At 37.6% G+C, this 15246-nt stretch carries 18 protein-coding genes and 1 pseudogene; 6 read left to right on the top strand and 13 right to left on the bottom strand.

Annotated elements, in window-relative coordinates:
* Positions 1-89 precede the first annotated feature (89 nt).
* A complete protein-coding gene (locus tag QFZ73_RS15860; protein ID WP_307267928.1) occupies positions 90-305 on the bottom strand; it encodes a hypothetical protein in 216 nt (71 codons plus the stop codon).
* 63 nt (positions 306-368) lie between these two features.
* On the bottom strand, positions 369-632 hold the full coding sequence (locus tag QFZ73_RS15855; RefSeq protein WP_251430064.1) for a hypothetical protein: 264 nt from the start codon (positions 630-632) through the stop codon (positions 369-371).
* Positions 633-773: 141 nt separating this feature from the next.
* Between QFZ73_RS15855 and QFZ73_RS15850 the strand changes: the two genes are divergently transcribed.
* Entirely contained in the window at positions 774-1211 is a 438-nt protein-coding gene (locus QFZ73_RS15850) for a hypothetical protein (protein WP_307267923.1), read from the top strand.
* Positions 1212-1333: 122 nt separating this feature from the next.
* On the opposite strand, the gene QFZ73_RS15845 is transcribed toward QFZ73_RS15850, so the two are convergent.
* Positions 1334-1768, bottom strand: a complete 435-nt coding sequence (locus tag QFZ73_RS15845) for a GNAT family N-acetyltransferase (RefSeq protein ID WP_307267920.1) — start codon at positions 1766-1768, stop codon at positions 1334-1336.
* A 177-nt stretch (positions 1769-1945) separates the two neighbouring features.
* Between QFZ73_RS15845 and QFZ73_RS15840 the strand changes: the two genes are divergently transcribed.
* Positions 1946-2812: an SDR family oxidoreductase gene (locus QFZ73_RS15840; RefSeq protein ID WP_307267917.1), complete on the top strand. Its 867-nt coding sequence runs from the start codon at positions 1946-1948 to the stop codon at positions 2810-2812.
* Positions 2813-2875: 63 nt separating this feature from the next.
* Here QFZ73_RS15840 and QFZ73_RS15835 read toward each other — a convergent pair whose 3' ends face one another.
* The 7 genes from QFZ73_RS15835 to QFZ73_RS15805 all read right to left on the bottom strand — a co-directional run bounded on the left by QFZ73_RS15835 (position 2876) and on the right by QFZ73_RS15805 (position 7676).
* Positions 2876-3295 (bottom strand): VOC family protein, encoded by a 420-nt coding sequence (locus QFZ73_RS15835; protein WP_307267914.1) that lies wholly within the window; start codon positions 3293-3295, stop codon positions 2876-2878.
* Positions 3296-3335: 40 nt separating this feature from the next.
* Positions 3336-4214: a DMT family transporter gene (locus QFZ73_RS15830; protein ID WP_307267911.1), complete on the bottom strand. Its 879-nt coding sequence runs from the start codon at positions 4212-4214 to the stop codon at positions 3336-3338.
* Between the two features lie 803 nt (positions 4215-5017).
* The gene (locus QFZ73_RS15825; RefSeq protein WP_307267908.1) at positions 5018-5245 is read right to left on the bottom strand and encodes a hypothetical protein; all 228 of its coding nucleotides are present in this window, start codon (positions 5243-5245) and stop codon (positions 5018-5020) included.
* Positions 5246-5488: 243 nt separating this feature from the next.
* Positions 5489-6181: an aspartate/glutamate racemase family protein gene (locus QFZ73_RS15820; RefSeq protein ID WP_307267905.1), complete on the bottom strand. Its 693-nt coding sequence runs from the start codon at positions 6179-6181 to the stop codon at positions 5489-5491.
* Between the two features lie 36 nt (positions 6182-6217).
* The gene (fosM, locus tag QFZ73_RS15815; protein WP_307267902.1) at positions 6218-6640 is read right to left on the bottom strand and encodes a FosM family fosfomycin resistance protein; all 423 of its coding nucleotides are present in this window, start codon (positions 6638-6640) and stop codon (positions 6218-6220) included.
* A gap of 14 nt (positions 6641-6654) precedes the next feature.
* Positions 6655-7185 (bottom strand): PepSY-associated TM helix domain-containing protein, encoded by a 531-nt coding sequence (locus QFZ73_RS15810; RefSeq protein ID WP_251430038.1) that lies wholly within the window; start codon positions 7183-7185, stop codon positions 6655-6657.
* 50 nt (positions 7186-7235) lie between these two features.
* Positions 7236-7676, bottom strand: coding sequence for a GNAT family N-acetyltransferase (locus QFZ73_RS15805; RefSeq protein ID WP_307267897.1), 441 nt, complete (start codon positions 7674-7676; stop codon positions 7236-7238).
* 427 nt (positions 7677-8103) lie between these two features.
* Here QFZ73_RS15805 and QFZ73_RS15800 point away from each other — a divergent pair, with 427 nt between their 5' ends.
* The 3 genes from QFZ73_RS15800 (at position 8104) to nhaC (ending at position 12154) form a co-directional block, all read left to right on the top strand.
* Complete coding sequence (locus tag QFZ73_RS15800; RefSeq protein ID WP_307267894.1) at positions 8104-9252, top strand: sigma-54 interaction domain-containing protein; 1149 nt, start codon at positions 8104-8106, stop codon at positions 9250-9252.
* A gap of 234 nt (positions 9253-9486) precedes the next feature.
* Positions 9487-10653 carry an alanine dehydrogenase gene (locus QFZ73_RS15795; protein ID WP_307267889.1) on the top strand — a complete coding sequence of 389 codons (1167 nt, stop codon included), beginning with the start codon at positions 9487-9489 and terminating at the stop codon, positions 10651-10653.
* Between the two features lie 49 nt (positions 10654-10702).
* Positions 10703-12154, top strand: a complete 1452-nt coding sequence (gene nhaC, locus QFZ73_RS15790; protein WP_251430028.1) for a Na+/H+ antiporter NhaC — start codon at positions 10703-10705, stop codon at positions 12152-12154.
* 106 nt (positions 12155-12260) lie between these two features.
* On the opposite strand, the gene QFZ73_RS15785 is transcribed toward nhaC, so the two are convergent.
* On the bottom strand, positions 12261-12737 hold the full coding sequence (locus QFZ73_RS15785) for a GNAT family N-acetyltransferase (protein ID WP_307267886.1): 477 nt from the start codon (positions 12735-12737) through the stop codon (positions 12261-12263).
* 258 nt (positions 12738-12995) lie between these two features.
* On the opposite strand from QFZ73_RS15785, the gene QFZ73_RS15780 reads away from it, so the two are divergent.
* Positions 12996-13232 (top strand): hypothetical protein, encoded by a 237-nt coding sequence (locus QFZ73_RS15780; RefSeq protein ID WP_307267882.1) that lies wholly within the window; start codon positions 12996-12998, stop codon positions 13230-13232.
* A gap of 274 nt (positions 13233-13506) precedes the next feature.
* On the opposite strand, the gene QFZ73_RS15775 is transcribed toward QFZ73_RS15780, so the two are convergent.
* Together QFZ73_RS15775 and QFZ73_RS15770 are read right to left on the bottom strand one after the other, a co-directional pair.
* Positions 13507-14115: a DedA family protein gene (locus QFZ73_RS15775; protein WP_251430025.1), complete on the bottom strand. Its 609-nt coding sequence runs from the start codon at positions 14113-14115 to the stop codon at positions 13507-13509.
* Between the two features lie 447 nt (positions 14116-14562).
* Positions 14563-14832 (bottom strand): annotated as a pseudogene (locus QFZ73_RS15770) (group II intron reverse transcriptase/maturase); the annotation flags it as partial.
* Between the last annotated feature and the right edge of the window lie 414 nt (positions 14833-15246).

Genomic DNA, 15246 nt, shown 5'->3' with positions numbered 1-15246 from the left:
TGTATATCATTCTTTTTTTATAAATCTAAAAGGTAAAGATATGTTCTTTTGCATAATAAAAAAAACGCCCTATAGGGCGCGTCCAAAAATCAAGTTTCCTTTTCTTCTTCATTCGCTATTTTATTGAACTTCAAGATAGTTTCTTCGATTACTGGATTATTGAATTCCTCTTGGATGGCTGATTGTACAAATTTATCTTCACCATTCATTTCATTCCATGCATTAACTCTGTAATCTGGTTCATTGTTATCCTCTGAACCTTGCCGAGAATTTGATTTACCGTTTTGTTCCTCATTATTTGACAACTATTTTCACCTCTTAAACATAGTAGAGTCCATACCATACATAAGTAGAAAAAGTATAACTTTTTAATAATCTTCCTTGATTGAAATGGGGGAACCCGTTGAAGTATGTTGATTAACCCAGTCAAGCGACACTTTTGAAACGGCATCCCACTCAGGTATTTGGGATTTATGCTGTTCCACCCAGCTCATGCAATATTGCGGATCTATGTTGCTTTCTTCGGATTTTTCCAAGAATGACTGAATTGTAGTTTCCGTACAGTTTTCCCATGATCCACATGTATCCTGCCAAATGTTCTCCATTTTCATTTGTATATTTTCATTAGCCATTGGGTTTCCTCCTTAATTAAATGTTACTTTTTGATATCTTAATTAAGTATGTCCAAGGCTAAATAAAACATTACAAAAATTTTTAAATAGGGCTTTTCAGCGAAAGAATGAATTTACAGTTGTAAAAAGGATGAATAACTCGTGAGTTTAGCCTGTTTACTCGTGAGTTTTAACGATTTACTCGTGAATTTAGCCGATTTACTCGTGAATCGGCGTTTACTCGTGAATTTTAACGATTTACTCGTGAGTTTAGCCGATTTACTCGTGAGTTTCGGCAATTTACTCGTGAATTTCATGCTTTTACTCGTGAATCGGCGTTTACTCGTGAGTTTTAACGATTCACTCGTGAGTTTCGGCAATTCACTCGTGTATTTCACGCTTTTACTCGTGAATCGGCGTTTACTCGTGAATTTTAACGATTTACTCGTGAGTTTAGCCGATTCACTCGTGAGTTTCGGCAATTTACTCGTGAATTTCACGCTTTTACTCGTGAATCGGCGTTTACTCGTGAATTTTAACGATTTACTCGTGAGTTTCGGCAATTTACTTGTGAATTTAAAATTGATCTATTCTTACTGAAAATGTTCATAACCCAAAACACATCGTGGACAATGTGTATTACATTCACTCCATTTCCTCCATCAATGGCACAAAAAAAGCTGAATACTCAGCTCTTTTACTTAACATTTCGCCATTTCCACTCACAGCGTCTTTCTAAATGAGTAGCACCATTTATCATAATCTAATTTTTCTTCATAGAAACGGTGGGCATCGTTTCGCTGGATGCCAGATTCCAATGCCACATATGAAGCTCCGTTTTCTTTTGCCCAGTTATGTAGATAATTTAATAACTTCTCTCCAGATCCAGATGAACGGTGCGCAGCATCTGTTACAAGGTCATAAATAAACACGTGCCGTTTATTATAAAAGTTCACTCTCCAGCTTAAACCAGCCAAGGATACAATCCGGTTATCCTTATATAAAGCAAACAAACAGTACCCATCCATCCTCATTTCTTCAAGTAACTCCAGATATGTTTTTTGAGTTAAGTCAGTACGTAACTGATTCATGATTGGAAAGGCTTCTAACCATTGTTCTTTATTCGTTAATTCTTGTATTGTTTCTATCGAATTCACATTAACACCCCTGAACGTTTTATTAGGATGTAATTCAACTTTGAACACCGTAATTCCTTCGTCACTGGATTGCCTCGCCATTGTTGTAATCGTTCGCAGAAGGAATCAGATTTTTAACCGTACTTTTTCAAGGCTAAAGTATGACTAGATCAATAGTTTAAGAGGAGTAGATTTTCTTTGAATATATATGAACAGCAAAAAAATGGACAGCCCGGACAAACACAGGAAAGACAGCCTGGCATTGAATCAGAGATGAATCCACTTCCGATTCAGCCAAAGGATTACATGGGAAGCGGTAAGCTAAAGGGCCGCGTTGCCTTGATTACAGGCGGAGATAGCGGCATCGGACGTGCGGTTGCGATTGCTTATGCAAGGGAAGGCGCCCATGTGGTTGTGAATTATTTAGATGAGCACAGGGATGCCGAAGAAACAAAGCAGCTGATTGAAGCGGAAGGCGTTCGCTGCCTCTTACTTCCAAGTGACGTTTCCGTGGAGGCGAATTGTAAGGAATTGATTACGAAGACGCTGGACGAGTTCGGAAAGCTGGACATCCTCGTCAATAATGCAGCGGTGCAATTCCCGACGGAAAACATTGAGGATATCACGGACGAGCAATGGGACAAAACGTTCCGCACCAATATATATTCAGTATTTTACATGAGCAAGCACGCGGTTCCTCATATGAAACAAGGCAATGCGGTCATCAACACAACATCGATCAACCCGTACAGAGGGCATGCAACTTTGATGGATTATACGGCGACAAAAGGGGCAATCGTCGGATTCACACGCAGCCTTGCACAGAATGTGGCTAAAAAAGGGATCCGGGTCAATATGGTGGCACCAGGACCGATTTGGACTCCGCTCATCCCGGCGACATTCGACGAACAATCCGTTGCCGAATTCGGTACCGAGGCACCACTTGGCCGCCCTGGGCAGCCGGCAGATCATGCAGGCGCCTATGTGTTGCTGGCATCTGATGAAGGTGCCTATATAACGGGACAGTGCATTCACATCAATGGCGGGATCACCATGTCCTCATAAATCCAAAACGACCGAAAAGCATGATGCTTTTCGGTCGTTTTCATTCCAATGCTGATTAAAAATTCAATTTCCTATGCCAGGAGAATTCATTAAAACTACTCTCCAACCATCCGGATCTTCAATAGTAACACCTGATTTTTCCCAATATGGATTTTCCGGAGAAACCGGTTCATACCCCATACCTTTCAATCTATTCGTGATTTCTTCAATGGTTTTACCTTCAGGAATATAAAAGACAAGCAGATTATCTTTTGATGGGGCAGGACAAGGACTGCCCTCCTTATGTTGAGTAAACTCTAAATGATAGCTGGAATCTGGAAGCCCAATCATGATGCCGTCATATCCCTCGTGCCCTTCAAAAGAACCGATTTTTTTCAAACCTAATCCTTCACAATAGAAGTTTACAACCTTTTTTAGTTGATCAGTAGGACGTGCAACCCGGATTTGCACGACTTTCATTTCATTTGGCCATTTACTTTCCATTGTCCCATCCCTCTCTGTAAATCGAATTAAATTTCTTCTTTCAAGTTACTTTTACCAAACCAAAACCTAATGCAATAGCGGCACCTAAACAACTTAAAAGACAGCCAGCTCCCAAGAAAATGGATGGGTCTGATTCACCAATCATTACTGAAGCTATACCTCCAATTGCCGGAAAAAGGGCAACCATGTATCCACTTTTCGCCCCACCTATCTTTTCTACAAGCTTGAGGTAGAATAGCCAAGCTCCAAAGGAAGCGAATATAGTTAAATAGAACAAAGCAGATAAATATGTAATAGATGTCGGTAAAGTGACTGATTGTCCTTGAATGAACACAATTGCCGCTAAAAGAATTCCTCCTGCTGCAAATCCAAGTACATTAGCATAGATTGGGTTTACTTTCTTCCTGGCATTTCTAGCCGAGCTTGCATCCCCCAATGCAGTAAGGATGGTACCCAGAACAGCCATCATGATACCCTTTATATCATTGAATCCATGAATATTATTTAAACTCGGGTAAATAACAATACAAACAGCCAGCACACCAATTATCCCGCCAATTAAGATACGTGAATGTAATGGTTCCTTCAAAAAAACACGAAGGGCAATGGGTGTTAAAATGACTTTCAATGAAAAAATTAAAGTAACCATGGCCGCCGAACTTAAGATAGTGGCGTAATAAAGGCATAAATAGCTTAAAGCAAAATTACAAATTCCAAACACAATAATAAATGGAACATCTTTTTTCTTAGGTTTTCCTTTAGGTCTAAGAATGCACAATAAAATGAAAAATAGGATTGCCGTCAAACCTAAACGATATGTTAAAGATAATTCTAAACTCACAGGTGTACCTTGAATCTTAACGGCAATAAAATTAAGTCCCCATACTAATAAACAAAATATGTAAATAAAGTTAGTCATAATAAAATGACCAATTTGCGATATTGCCCACTTTCTATCAGTTTATTAAACTCGTCGTTAATGATTTTCCCACCCATCATTTAACCGCCTTATATTAGAAATGTAATAATAAAGTAAATATTACCAATCCAAAGGGAATAAGTCGATATATTATAAACATTCCTATGAAAAAAAAGCCCTCCATTTAATTTGGAGAGCTTATCATTTGCTAACGACTCTTAGCCTCAGACTGTAGACAAACTCGGTAATAATTGAGTTTATCTACAGTTTTAAAAAACGTTCCAGCTGATTTCAGAAATCCGCTCCCTTTCCGCCGGCTGTCAGCCAAGCCTCCTAGCCGCAACCGTCTGTGGGGTCTTGGCTAGCCAGTTATTCGGCAGGTGTGTCGCAAATTTTTGTGAGACCACTCCGAACCCCCTTTTCGACAAAAGGGCTTCTATCTAAATTTCAAGACAAAGTTGATTGGAACGGAAGGTACGAGACTCCTGCGGGAAAAGCTCGTCCAAGGGAGACCCCACAGGCGCAAAGAGCGCCGAGGGCGGACATCCCGCGGTAAGCGAGTGCCTGGAGTGGAAACTAGAACTAATGAACCCGTTTGTTTAAGTGTCTTCACAAATTTAAAAAAAATTTAAAACTAACCATACATCGGTTTCTTTAAAACCAAACTTCTTATATGCTGGTCTGCACATTTTGAATTGCCAAGCCATATTTTTTGAAATACCTTTTATCTATTTGGGGCTCTATCCCCTCATCGACTAATTGATTTTTTTCTTAAATAAATCAATTTACTCAATATCAAATGACTAGATTCTCTTTTTAATATCCTCCCTTATTGATTCAATGATAGTACCTGGTAAATTTGCTGGAAGAGATGAACCATCCTCCAAAACCCATGTATTGATTATTTCAAGATCTGTTTTTTTTAAAGTAATGCTATACTCTTTATAATTGTGAGTAAAATCAGCTGTAACCGATTCTTCACCATCAAACTCGTCATCAATAATCATATTTTTTATTTCATATGGCTTCACTTTGTAATCTCCTTTTTATCATTCTTGTATATAGAATTAACCTCATATGATTGTTTATTCATTTTTTTCAACCAGCATGCCCAAATCAAAATCTTTTCCATTTCCCTGTTCACTGAATACAGCGAAAATTTTATAGAGGGATTTATTTTTATTTTCTTTATAAACTATCCTGTCCCTCCATCTCCACAAAAAAAAGGCTGCCACAGCACCCCCTTCCTTATTTAAGCACAATGTCTAATCCATTCATTTTTCTAATGCCATATTAACGGCTTCAATGGCATGGATTACAGCCGTATCAAATAATGGCACTTCTGAATCCTCTGGTTTTACAAGTAATCCAATTTCTGTGCAACCTAATATTATTCCTTCCGCTCCATCATCAACTAACCCCTTGATAACCTTCTTGTAATAATCCCTTGATGATTGCTGGATTTCCCCTAAACATAATTCTTCATAAATGACTTTATTGATCACTTTTCTATCCTCATCATTTGGTATCAAGACCTTGATACCATTGGACACAATTCGTGTTTTATAAAAGTCTTGCTCCATCGTATATTTAGTGCCAAGTAAACCAACCGTACTGATTTTGGACTTTTTAATTTGTTTTGCGGTTGAATCAGCAATGTGTAAAATCGGTAAACTGACTTTTTCTTCAATATATCCAATCACTTTATGCATCGTATTTGTACAGATGACAATCATTTCGGCACCTGCCTTTTCCAAAGACAGAGCTGCTTCCCCTAATAATTTACCGGAACTTTCCCAATCCCCTTCAGCTTGATAGCGTTCGATTTCTTCAAAATCGACGCTATATAAAATGCACTTGGCTGAATGCAATCCTCCCAATTTGGCTTTTACTTCTTCGTTGATGATTCGATAATATTCTAACGATGACTCCCAGCTCATTCCGCCAATGAGGCCAATAGTTTTCATGGGCTTTCCCCTCTTCATTTAAAAATAGCTTACTTATCAGTCGAAAAACTCCATATGCGTTTTTTCTTGTTTGTAGTAATCCATTCTTTCTTTTAAAGAACCTGTATGAAACTCAAACTTATGACCATCTGGATCAGTGAAATAAATGGACTTCTTATCTTTTTCATCTCTTGGACGTCCTGACAAGATGTTTACATTCAATTCCATTAGTTTCTCGTACATGTTCATAAAGTCAGCTTCTTCTATGGAAAAAGCTATATGTGTGTATGATTGGTTTATTTCATTACGGGGAATATCTTTTTCTGCATTCAGGGCAATCCACATTCCATTCAAATCAAAATAGGCAGTGTTTCTCCCCTTAACTAACAATTTTGCATCAAAAACATTTTGATAAAATTCAATGGAACTCTCTAAGTTAGAAACGGAAAATAAAAAGTGGTTCAAACCTTTTATAGACACATTACCACCTCATATTAAGATTGCTTTTTTTTCGCCATTAGACGCTTATAGAGAGGATACCCGAACATGTAATACCCTGAAAATGACAGCAGTATTAAGGATAAACCGGTCATTGTGAGGATAGTGTATCTATACCAATCGCCAAAGAAGGATCCATCATGCAATGTAATGAGGAAAGTCGAGTAATCTGGATTTGTGGATAACACTTTTCCAGTACTCACATCCATTTGAACCCCTTGACCGTTATTAAAACGAACCTGGTACACATTTGCACTTGGTCTATATTCAATTCTAAATATATCTTCAACCGAGTCCACACCTGGAAGATCCTGAGACGTAGCAATGGACACGGCCTTCTCCATAGGTATGGCTTGACCTGGACTTGCCTCTTTCCCCGTCCTTAACTCATCAGCCACTCCGAGTGGTATCATATAAACAAGCACGAGGCCTGTGACTGCGATGAACATAAAAAAAACGGATAAAATCAATCCAGTCCATTTATGTACTTTTCGGCTTAATTGATACAACTTTACAGATTTCGACAATGTTTCATCACATCCCTTGACAATTTTTCAAAACCATAAAATTCATACAATTATAAATTTTTCTTCATAACCACCCTATCTTCATTTACAACATAATCATTTTTTAGATAAAATGCTTCTGCAAGCCCGTCGTTAGCAGTTAATAAATATAGACTTTTAATCTCTCTTTTCTGTAGTTCACCTTCTAAAGAATGAAGCATTTTTGAGCCATGCCCTTTACCTTGCATTTCATTATTCACACAAAGTTCTGCCAAATAATAAGTTAAACCTTGATAAGACACCTTACTATTTCCTGCAATGAAACCAACTGGATTATGATCAATATGAAATAAGAAGCCAAGAAATTTAGGCGTATGCAATAAGTCAGAAAGTCTCTCTTCAGCCGCTTCATATGTCCATCTTTCATTCCATGGTTCACGATTAAAAACGTTCATATAGAGTTCGATACATAGCTCCAAATTCTTCGATGTCAGTGGTATCATTTCTGTCATATTCATGCTTCCTTTCTATTTTCATTAAAATTTTGTATATTAATCCAAATTATATCTTATCTTTGTTGAACTGACCTGTCTCTATAGGACCATAAAAGAAGAGCTGCCTAAGAAGAAGAAAATCACAAAAAATACCAGTCAACTACAAAATCATGGAGGGGAATACAATGAGCGGATTAGATAATTATAGATTCTAAATCAACTGAAATACATTGATGGCATTACCATTATAGATAATAAAGGGACAATCTTATTTACAATCAAATTTAATCCTATATTTCACTCTGAAATTCGCGAACGGGAGGAAATATTAGGAGAAAGCTTATTTTCTGTATTTCCTGCGTTAAATGAAAAATCGAGTACGTTATTAAATGCACTGAAAACAGGTCGTCCCATTTTTAAGGGCAAGCAAGAAATTGTTGATTTTATGGGACGAAAAATTGAAACCACAAATATTTCTTTGCCAATCAGGGCCCATGGGAAAATTATTGGAGCAATTGAATTATCGAAAGAAAGAAGTAAAGAAGATTCAATTCCTAATAATGCAATCGAGATAAATTCAGAAATGTTTAAAGGTGATAAACGATTATTGGAAAATATTCGGCCAGAACGGGCAAAATATACGCTAAAAGATATTATTACTGATAATGAACAAATGAAGAATTTGAAGCGTCTAACCGAAAAGATCGCTAAAGGAAGCTCCCCCGTATTTATATATGGTGAAACAGGAACAGGAAAAGAATTATTTGCTCAATCTCTGCATAATGCCAGTAATCGTGCAGAAAAGCCTTTCATTGCGCAAAACTGTGCTGCCATTCCGGAAGCCTTAATTGAAAGTATTCTGTTCGGGACTATAAAAGGAAGTTTTACAGGGGCAGAAAATAATCCAGGTTTATTTGAAATAGCGGAAGGAGGAACCATTTTCCTGGATGAGATTAACTCAATGCCGATCCATCTCCAGTCCAAGTTATTAAGAGTACTGCAAGACGGATATATTCGAAGATTAGGAGATAGGAATATTAGAAAAGTTGATGTACGAATAATCACGGCGTCCAATAAACGCCCTGAAGATTGTGTAAAGGATAAAGATATGCGGCTTGATTTATATTACAGATTATGTGTAATGACGCTCAATATTCCGCCATTGCGTGAACGGAAAAATGATATTAAGCCTTTATTGGACTTTTTCATCTCTAAATATAATGTGCTGCTGCACAAAAATATCACCAACGTATCGAAAGAAGTATATGACTTTCTCTTGAGGTACAGCTGGCCAGGGAATGTACGGGAGTTGGAACATATAGTTGAATTTGCGATCAATCAAATAGATGAATGGGAAGATACACTTCACATGAAAGATATTGAAGAGCGTGTGAAAAATTTCATTAGACATAGTGAAGAAGAGTTTCAGATTGAACCATTAAAAGATGCTGTTGCCAGATTAGAAAAGATAATGATCGAAAAGGCAATCCATCAAACAAAAAACAACGTATCACAAGCAGCTAAATTACTCGAGATCCCAAGACAGACTCTGCAAAATAAGATCAGATTGTACGAAATAGTGCCCAAAAGCTAACAATGGACAAATAAATGATGTAGAAAGTGCCCAAAATATAACATCCATTGCTTAAATATTAACAATCTAATCCTTTTCATTATCATAAATCGACATTTTCATAACGGGAAACTCTTATTTTTCTGCATAAAACAGCGGAAAACGATGAGTTCTCTTGGCATACTTCTTGCTAAGTTTACAGATGTAACACAAAGCATTTCATTTCTATAAAAAATAGGAAGAAGGGGTATAGTCATGAAAATTGGTATGCCAAGGGAAATCAAAGCTGGGGAAGATCGCGTTGTATTCACGCCAATAGAAGCTGCTGAGTTAGTTGGAGATGGGCATTGCGTGTTAATCGAGACAGAAGCTGGTTTGAAAGCTGGCTTCACTGATGAGGAGTATATGGAAGCAGGCGCACAAATCAGACTGACCATGGGCGAAATATATAAGGAAGCTGACTTTATTGTGAAAGTTAAGGAAGTTTCACCTGAAGAACATGAGCTGTTAAGGGAAAATCAAATTGTCTTCGCCTGCCTTCATCCGGCTTCAAACAGAGAAGAAGTGGACGTATTAATTAAGAAAAAAGTGATTGCACTTACGGCAGAAGATTCCCATAGATACGGTTCCCCGAATTGTGAAGTTGCAGGCAAATTAGGGGCTTTAATGGGAGCCTATCATTTGCTTAGTATAAATGGAGGAAACGGACAGCTTATATGCGGAATTGGCGGCGCATCGGGAGCGAATGTCTTGGTCCTTGGAGCTGGAATTGTTGGAAAAGCAGCAACAGAAATTGTTTCCGCCTTAGGTGCTGACGTCACCCTGATGGACATTCATATAGGTGCATTAAGGCATTGCCAAGAAATTTTCCCTAAAAATGTAAACACAATGGTTTCCAATCAACAAAGCATCAAGAAAGTCCTTCAAGATATAGACTTAGTCATCAATTGTGTTAAATGGCCAAAACATAGAAAAGATCATTTAATTACTAGAGATATGTTAAAGATCATGAAAAAAGGTTCAGTGATTGTAGACATCAGTGCGGATGTAGGCGGGGCAATTGAAACCTATAAACCGACGACACATGCAGACCCCACTTATGTGTTGGATGGCGTAGTTCATTACGGAGTCGATAATATACCAGGAGCTGCACCGCATACTGCCTCTAAAGCCTATGCTGCATCCGTGTTACCTCATATCCGGTCCATCGCGAACAACGGTGTGGCGGAGGCATGCAGGAGAGATGGGTACTTAAGAAGAAGCTTAACCGTATATAAAGGCATTCTTACACATGAAGAAACGTGTGTCGTTCAAGGCAGGGAATTTACATTTCCGGAAGAAGCACTGGGTTTAACCGATCGCAATGATCTCGATTTTGTACCTAATGCTACAACTACAAAATTACCGATGAAAATGAGTTAGCCCATCAACCATTTAAAAAGAAAGAAGTGTTAAGGGGGGAGAAAAATCCATGAATGAAGTTGAAAAAAAGGTTTCACTAAAGGTGGCATTGCTGACTATTCTTGTATTGATAACGGTTTTATCAATCGGCAACGGCATTTTGAAACTGCCTACTGATATAGTATTTATTGTCGCAACCATCGCCATTTCCATCGTTCTATTAACACAGGGATTTAAAGGCAAGGAACTTCAAGAATACTTTGTTGATGGTTGTAAGAAATCATTGCTTGTCGTGTTGATTTTAATGAGTGTAGGAATGGTCATTGGTTCCTGGATTGTCTCTGGAATTGTTCCCTCCATTATTTTTTATGGACTAAAACTATTGTCTCCCACCGTGTTTTTAGTATCGGGTTTTCTGATATTATGTGTTACGTCCTTTTTTATCGGCAGCGCTTATGCATCAGCAGGTACACTTGGAGTCGCATTTATGGGCATTGGCTATGGAATGGGAATACCACCTGCACTAACAGCAGGCATGGTTGTATCAGGGGCCATATTTGGAAATAAAATCTCGCCATTTGCCGACACGACAAACTTGGCAGTCGCCGTTACGGGTGTTGAACTCACGAGCCATATTCGGTCCATGCTTTATTCCGTTCTCCCAATACTGGCCATCAGTACGATCTTGTATGGAATTCAAGGAATGAAATTTTCCCATAATTCGTTGGATGTGACCAAAATAGAATTAATTACAGATACGTTATCTAAACACTTTGTGATCAGTCCCTTTTTGCTGCTAGTACCGGTTTTAACGATTTTATTAGCTGCCAAGAAAGTTCCCCCATTAATTGCCTTGTTAATCTCAGCATTGGGCGGGGTGATTGCGGCTGCCTTAATTCAAACAAATTATGATATAAACACGATTTTCACCGCATTATCTAAAGGATTCCAAATACAGACCGGTGTCGAACAAGTCGACAACTTACTTAATAGAGGCGGTATAGCAAGCATGATGCCGACTGTTACTCTATCTATTTTAATTCTCGGTTTTGGAGAAATATTACAAAGAACAGGGATTGTAAGTGCTATTCTAGGCAGCATTAAGAATGCGATCAAAAGTGCCCGAAGTCTTGTTTTAACAACCCTATTCTCGGGATTGGTTACGGATATGCTTACAGCAAGCCAGTATATGTCCATCATATTGCCTGGTCAAATGTTTAAATCCGCTTATAAAAAACATAACGTATCGCTAACCGTCCTTTCCAGAACGTTAGAAGATGGCGGAACCATGTTTTCCTATCTTGTTCCTTGGTCGTTAACAGCCATTTATTTATCAGGGGTACTGGGAGTCTCGACTTTGGATTTTTTCCCTTATGCTTATCAAGCCGTCTTAACACCCATTCTGGCCATAATCTACGCAATAACAGGATTTGCAATATTTAAAGAAAAAGGAAATGTGAACGAGGATAAAGAACATCCAGAAGAAAAAACGTTTATGCAGAAAAAGATAAGCAATGAATAAAAACACTTTAGCTGACAGCCCTGCCTTACCGATATAATGGATTCTATGAAAAAAGGTCGATCAGTTTTTTACTGGTCGAACTTTTTTTCATTTATTGTCAGTCCTTTTAATTTGATAACTGTTTCACAAATAAAACTCTATCTTGATTGGGTCCGTCATAGTCAGAGTGGACTGAAACACCATCAATTAATTTATCTCCCTCTTCAATTTCAAATCCCATCTTGGTATGATAGGCAATTGAAGATTTGTTGACAGGAGACGTTACACAACGGACAATATTGCGACCATTATGATTAACGACACTAAAAAATTGATTGTATAATTGTCTTCCGATATCATTTTTTCTGTATTCAGGATGTACTCCGACAAAGTGGATATATGCCTCATCAGATTGAGATTGAGATAGAATCCCTATTAGGAAACCGACTATTTTCCCTTCCTTTTCGGCTATGAAACTTGTATTTGTAAAATGATCAAAGAATAACTTCGGTAACATATCAGACATTTTCCTTCCGCCCCACCACTCATTGATTAGTGGTGATACTGCATAGTGATCCGACCCTTTCACTGAACGAATTTCCATCCTTCTTCCCCTTTAATGATGTAAAAGTCCATTTAACTAATTTTCATTAACACCCAAATAATATAAAAACATCAGTACAATAAATAAACAATAAAATTTTCAATAAACAAATACCTATTGCAAATCGTTAAGGAGAGATATATTTGAAACACTTATCTTTATCCTCAGAAAAAATGGTGGTTAACTGCACATATATTATTTTCTGCCATCTGGCTTGGCGTTACTGTAACTTTTTTAATACTAAGTATCAGTGTCCTAATGACTAATGATATTGGGGCAATAAAAGCGTACTATTTAAGCATGTTGCGGCTTGAACAAACTGCAGGCAGAGTTTCGATTATTGGAACGGTCATTACTGGATTTTCACTTTCCATTCTAACAAAATGGGGATTACTTAAATTTTATTGGCTTATTTTCAAGGAAATCATCACGTTGATTTGTATGGCATTGGGATTTTTATTTATTTATTTATTTTTGGACCTTAAAAGGTTTTAATGGCTCAGATAAGTTTTTAAGTGATGCTTTCATTGTAAACCACCATCAACTAATGACAGGAATTGTTTTACAAATAATTTTTCTAACAACGCTTTTTATAATATCAGTGTTCAAGCCTTGGGGACAGAGAGTGCAGAAAAAATGAAATATAAGTTGTAAGTATCCTTACCTTTAAGGATACTTTACAGCAACCTCCTTGTTTAACTCAAGCATCTTTTAGGTCTATAAGCTCTAAATATAATTTTATTAAAGTCCTCCATCTAAACCGTCACTTTTATGAAATACCCCTTCTTAAACGATTTCTTCTCTTCCATAAAAAATAAATGAGTATTGAAAGGATCAATAAACTCGTAATTAAATAAATACAGTATGTTGACATATATAGTTCAACTTTGTTCCAATTCCCTCCTAATATTCTTCCTAGTGTGATAAAAGTGAAAATCCATATCAATGCACCAGTATAGGCGTAAACAACAAATTTTCTAAAAGGGAAGCGATTGACAGCTGCTATATACGCTGTAAGGTGCCGTACCCCAGGAATAAAATAACCAAATAATAATAGATAGGGTCCAAATTTCTTGAATAATTTCTTTGTTTTAATAATTTTTGGTTCGGTAATGTGAAGTTTCGGTCCAAACTTTTCCAATAAAGGCAATCCAAATTTATAACCAATGAAGTAGCTAAGCGAAATCCCCCCCGTTGCTCCTACAAAGGCACTTACTATTGAAATTAAGTAAGATAATTCACCCTGAAACACATTGTAACCAATATATGTAAGAAGAACCTCGTCGGGTATAGGAATTCCTACAATACCTCCGATTAATCCAACTATTATTCCCAAGTACCCATAATGTTCTAGAAGGTAAGCAACATGATTTTCCATTTCCCACTCCACCTTATGTCTAACGATCATTTCTTATTTATTTGTCATCCAGTATTTAAATATTAAAAAAAGAAAATTTACTTTTCATTGGAGATCTCCTTTTCCTTTTACAATATTAAAGGTATTATCCCCAATTTTTGATTTTCTTATTGCATTAACCTGCCCGAAGCATAAAGAAAGAGCTGCCTTACAGACAGCTCCAGACTGTAGACAAACTTGATAGTAATTGATTTTGTCTACAAACTCTGTCTTAAAGGCAATTACTATCATAGTCCACACCTAATTCAAACCGGATACCCGTTTTCCAACTATAAAACAAGGGTGGTCTAGGTTCGGAAAATTCTCATTCATAAAATCGTTTAAAGGCATTTTGCACTTCGTTAAGTTCCTTCATTATACCTTTCCATGTTAACATGCCCCTTTAGTTGCATAAAAAAAAGAGTTGCCAATGGCTTGTTGAATGAAACGGTCTAGAACGGTTGGAATACCCAATAGCCGAACTCCGCCGTTTGGTTTCGGGATTTCGATACGACGGACGGGCTGCGGTTGATAGGTACCCTGTAAAAGGGCAGTTTTCATGTTGTACCATTCGGTTACGAGGTGCGGTCTCAGGTTTTGAACCGGCATTCCATCTACACCATGGCTTCCCTTATTTCTTTCTACACGCTTCAATGCCTGTATTAAGTTTTCCCTCTCTAGTATCTGTTCCATTAACATCGTTGATATCCTTTCTACGTGGATAAATGGTCTATTTGTGCCTTTATCTGCTCCGCCCTTTTGAAGTTCCCGTGTATTCACCACTTCTTCCTTCAAATAAGTTCCGTTAGGAATTGTTTGCTTCTTCGCAGATAACGAACGCCTAGTATTCATCCTCCTTAATCTGTTCGGTCCTTCCTTATCTTCTCGAGTAGACAAGTACTATGACCTCTGCTGACTTCTGATGATTCAGCTGTCCATCACTGGACAGGTTACCAAGTGTACTTGGCTGTCATCAGACCTCCCCGGGTAAGAGTGCAATCTTTCCCTCCATCTATCTGCTTCATTTACTCTGTACCACCTTCGGCAGTAAGGACTTTGTTTTGTTTCGCAAACTCATCCAATGATACCTAGCCTTATATGAAGTTCGTGTTC

The sequence above is a fragment of the Peribacillus sp. V2I11 genome (assembly GCF_030817135.1).
Lineage (GTDB): Bacteria > Bacillota > Bacilli > Bacillales > DSM-1321 > Peribacillus > Peribacillus simplex.
This window is presented reverse-complemented; position numbering and strand designations above follow the sequence as displayed.

Excerpts from the sequence above, each read along its gene's own strand:
- QFZ73_RS15855 (WP_251430064.1), bottom strand. The coding sequence starts at position 632 with ATGGCTAATGAAAATATACAAATGAAAATGGAGAACATTTGGCAGGAT.
- QFZ73_RS15835 (WP_307267914.1), bottom strand. The coding sequence starts at position 3,295 with ATGGAAAGTAAATGGCCAAATGAAATGAAAGTCGTGCAAATCCGGGTT.
- QFZ73_RS15830 (WP_307267911.1), bottom strand. The coding sequence starts at position 4,214 with ATGACTAACTTTATTTACATATTTTGTTTATTAGTATGGGGACTTAAT.
- QFZ73_RS15820 (WP_307267905.1), bottom strand. The coding sequence starts at position 6,181 with ATGAAAACTATTGGCCTCATTGGCGGAATGAGCTGGGAGTCATCGTTA.
- QFZ73_RS15805 (WP_307267897.1), bottom strand. The coding sequence starts at position 7,676 with ATGACAGAAATGATACCACTGACATCGAAGAATTTGGAGCTATGTATC.
- QFZ73_RS15800 (WP_307267894.1), top strand. The coding sequence starts at position 8,104 with ATGGGACGAAAAATTGAAACCACAAATATTTCTTTGCCAATCAGGGCC.
- QFZ73_RS15795 (WP_307267889.1), top strand. The coding sequence starts at position 9,487 with ATGAAAATTGGTATGCCAAGGGAAATCAAAGCTGGGGAAGATCGCGTT.
- nhaC (WP_251430028.1), top strand. The coding sequence starts at position 10,703 with ATGAATGAAGTTGAAAAAAAGGTTTCACTAAAGGTGGCATTGCTGACT.
- QFZ73_RS15785 (WP_307267886.1), bottom strand. The coding sequence starts at position 12,737 with ATGGAAATTCGTTCAGTGAAAGGGTCGGATCACTATGCAGTATCACCA.
- QFZ73_RS15780 (WP_307267882.1), top strand. The coding sequence starts at position 12,996 with ATGACTAATGATATTGGGGCAATAAAAGCGTACTATTTAAGCATGTTG.
- QFZ73_RS15775 (WP_251430025.1), bottom strand. The coding sequence starts at position 14,115 with ATGGAAAATCATGTTGCTTACCTTCTAGAACATTATGGGTACTTGGGA.